The 3,990-nt window shown below is 45.4% G+C and carries 2 tRNA genes and 2 rRNA genes; all 4 read left to right on the forward strand.

Annotated elements, in window-relative coordinates:
- The first annotated feature begins 398 nt into the window (after positions 1–398).
- Positions 399–1,911, forward strand: a 16S ribosomal RNA gene (locus tag I5M07_RS15870).
- A 130-nt stretch (positions 1,912–2,041) separates the two neighbouring features.
- A tRNA-Ile gene (locus I5M07_RS15875) sits at positions 2,042–2,115 on the forward strand.
- Between the two features lie 136 nt (positions 2,116–2,251).
- Positions 2,252–2,325, forward strand: a tRNA-Ala gene (locus I5M07_RS15880).
- Between the two features lie 194 nt (positions 2,326–2,519).
- Positions 2,520–3,990, forward strand: a 23S ribosomal RNA gene (locus I5M07_RS15885); the annotation flags it as partial.

Below are 3,990 nucleotides of genomic sequence, written 5' to 3' on the forward strand. Positions count from 1 at the left end.
AAAAAATATCGAAAAAAAAGTTTGTGTAATTAGAAAAAGCGTTTTACATTTGCACCCCGCAAACGGCGCAAGTTATTTGAGAGAATGGTAAGAAGGGTTTGGTTTTAGGGTTTGAAAAGAGCTTAAAAAAACTTTAAATTTTTCTTGCGTAATTAGAAAAGACTTTGTACTTTTGCACCCGCTTCGAGAAACACATTAAATGTGAAAAACGAAGGGAAAGAAACTGAAATAAAATTTGGTTTAAATAAAGAAGAATACGTTCCTAGACATATTGAATTGACAGCCGTTTTGAAAGAGATTTCAAAACAAATAATAAAGAGTAATAGAATCGAGAGATTTGAATAAAACCACTAGAATTGGATTCGAATATAATACAAGTCGCAAGACTTAAACAATATACGATGAAGAGTTTGATCCTGGCTCAGGATGAACGCTAGCGGCAGGCTTAACACATGCAAGTCGAGGGGTATAGTTCTTCGGAACTAGAGACCGGCGCACGGGTGCGTAACGCGTATGCAATCTACCTTTTACAGAGGGATAGCCCAGAGAAATTTGGATTAATACCTCATAGTATAATGAGTTGGCATCAACACATTATTAAAGTCACAACGGTAAAAGATGAGCATGCGTCCCATTAGCTAGTTGGTATGGTAACGGCATACCAAGGCTACGATGGGTAGGGGTCCTGAGAGGGAGATCCCCCACACTGGTACTGAGACACGGACCAGACTCCTACGGGAGGCAGCAGTGAGGAATATTGGTCAATGGGCGCAAGCCTGAACCAGCCATGCCGCGTGCAGGATGACGGTCCTATGGATTGTAAACTGCTTTTGTACGAGAAGAAACATCCCGACGTGTCGGGACTTGACGGTATCGTAAGAATAAGGATCGGCTAACTCCGTGCCAGCAGCCGCGGTAATACGGAGGATCCAAGCGTTATCCGGAATCATTGGGTTTAAAGGGTCCGTAGGCGGTTTAGTAAGTCAGTGGTGAAAGCCCATCGCTCAACGGTGGAACGGCCATTGATACTGCTAGACTTGAATTATTAGGAAGTAACTAGAATATGTAGTGTAGCGGTGAAATGCTTAGAGATTACATGGAATACCAATTGCGAAGGCAGGTTACTACTAATTGATTGACGCTGATGGACGAAAGCGTGGGTAGCGAACAGGATTAGATACCCTGGTAGTCCACGCTGTAAACGATGGATACTAGCTGTTGGGGGCAACTTCAGTGGCTAAGCGAAAGTGATAAGTATCCCACCTGGGGAGTACGAACGCAAGTTTGAAACTCAAAGGAATTGACGGGGGCCCGCACAAGCGGTGGAGCATGTGGTTTAATTCGATGATACGCGAGGAACCTTACCAAGGCTTAAATGTAGATTGACCGGTTTGGAAACAGACTTTTCGCAAGACAATTTACAAGGTGCTGCATGGTTGTCGTCAGCTCGTGCCGTGAGGTGTCAGGTTAAGTCCTATAACGAGCGCAACCCCTGTTGTTAGTTGCCAGCGATTCGGTCGGGAACTCTAACAAGACTGCCAGTGCAAACTGTGAGGAAGGTGGGGATGACGTCAAATCATCACGGCCCTTACGCCTTGGGCTACACACGTGCTACAATGGCCGGTACAGAGAGCAGCCACTGGGTGACCAGGAGCGAATCTATAAAGCCGGTCACAGTTCGGATCGGAGTCTGCAACTCGACTCCGTGAAGCTGGAATCGCTAGTAATCGGATATCAGCCATGATCCGGTGAATACGTTCCCGGGCCTTGTACACACCGCCCGTCAAGCCATGGAAGCTGGGGGTGCCTGAAGTCGGTGACCGCAAGGAGCTGCCTAGGGTAAAACTGGTAACTAGGGCTAAGTCGTAACAAGGTAGCCGTACCGGAAGGTGCGGCTGGAACACCTCCTTTCTAGAGCCTTATAGTTAGTAATTTATTACACGTTAAGGAAAAAGATGAAGATTAGAGTGGATTTGATTTTTAGGTTTTATTACTCTGCTGTTAGTTCAAAAAAAAGAATAAAAAAATAAGTAAAAAACAGAGTCTCGTAGCTCAGCTGGTTAGAGTACTACACTGATAATGTAGGGGTCGGCAGTTCGAGTCTGCCCGGGACTACTTTTTAAAGTAAATTGATAATTATAAATTGTTAATTGCTAATTAAAAAGACTGAAATACTTAAAAAGGAAATTCTAGAGTTGAGAGGTTATGAAATACAATTCATAATTCATAATTCACAATTCATAATTAAATTGGGGGATTAGCTCAGCTGGCTAGAGCGCCTGCCTTGCACGCAGGAGGTCATCGGTTCGACTCCGATATTCTCCACGATTTTAGTCATAAAGTCTAAAGTCATAAAGTCCAAAGTAATATACTTGACGACTTTCGACTTTTGACCTTCGACTAAATAAAGTTCATTGACATATTGAGATAAGAAAATATTTAAAAAGTAGAAAGAACACGTGTTGTGATTTATTACAATGCGCGTAGAGACGAGTCTTAGACTTGTCTGTACAAAGTACAATAAGCAAAATAAGGGCGTATGGGGAATGCCTAGGCTCTCAGAGGCGAAGAAGGACGTGATAAGCTGCGAAAAGCTACGGGGATTGGCACACACGAATTGATCCGTAGATATCCGAATGGGGCAACCCACTATGTTGAAGACATAGTACACCGATAGGTGGGCAAACCCGCTGAACTGAAACATCTAAGTAGGCGGAGGAGAAGAAAACAAAAGTGATTCCGTAAGTAGTGGCGAGCGAACGCGGATTAGCCCAAACCAGAGTTGTTACGGCAATTTTGGGGTTGTAGGACCACGAGATTTTATGTACAAGGAACCGGAAGTTACTGGAAAGTGACGCCATAGAGGGTGATAGCCCCGTATGGGTAACGAGTATAATAGATAGTGGTATCCTGAGTAGGGCGGGGCACGTGAAACCCTGTCTGAATTTGGCGGGACCATCCGCTAAGGCTAAATACTCCTGAGAGACCGATAGTGAACCAGTACCGTGAGGGAAAGGTGAAAAGAACCGTGAATAACGGAGTGAAATAGATCCTGAAACCATACGCTTACAAGCGGTCGGAGCCCTTTAGTGGGGTGACGGCGTGCCTTTTGCATAATGAGCCTACGAGTTAACGTTGCTGGCAAGGATAAGTGTTTAAGGCATGGATCCGTAGCGAAAGCGAGTCTGAATAGGGCGCTTTAGTCAGTAGTGTTAGACGCGAAACCGTGTGATCTACCCATGGGCAGGTTGAAGCTGTGGTAACACACAGTGGAGGACCGAACCGGTTGACGTTGAAAAGTCTTCGGATGACCTGTGGGTAGGGGTGAAAGGCCAATCAAACTCGGAAATAGCTCGTACTCCCCGAAATGCATTTAGGTGCAGCGCTGGCTATAGTTATATAGAGGTAGAGCTACTGATTGGATGCGGGGGCTTCACCGCCTACCAATTCCTGACAAACTCCGAATGCTATATAATGATTACCAGCAGTGAGGGCTTGGGTGCTAAGGTCCAAGTCCGAGAGGGAAAGAACCCAGACCATCAGCTAAGGTCCCCAAATGTATGCTAAGTTGAAAGAACGCGGTTTGTCTGCATGGACAGCTAGGATGTTGGCTTGGAAGCAGCCATTCATTTAAAGAGTGCGTAACAGCTCACTAGTCGAGCGGACGAGCATGGATAATAATCGGGCATAAGTATACTACCGAAGCTATGGATTTAGAGTTTACTCTAAGTGGTAGGGGAGCATTCTAACAGGGTTGAAGGTTTTTCGTAAGGAGAGCTGGACTGGTTAGAAAAGAAAATGTAGGCATAAGTAACGATAATGCGGGCGAGAAACCCGCACACCGAAAAACTAAGGTTTCCACAGCTATGCTAATCAGCTGTGGGTTAGTCTGGACCTAAGGCGAACCCGACAGGGGTAGTCGATGGCCAACGGGTTAATATTCCCGTACTACTGATTACTGTGATGGGGTGACGGAGTGATGAAAGCGCC

Source organism: Flavobacterium agrisoli, assembly GCF_016522065.1.
GTDB classification, from domain to species: Bacteria; Bacteroidota; Bacteroidia; order Flavobacteriales; family Flavobacteriaceae; genus Flavobacterium; species Flavobacterium agrisoli.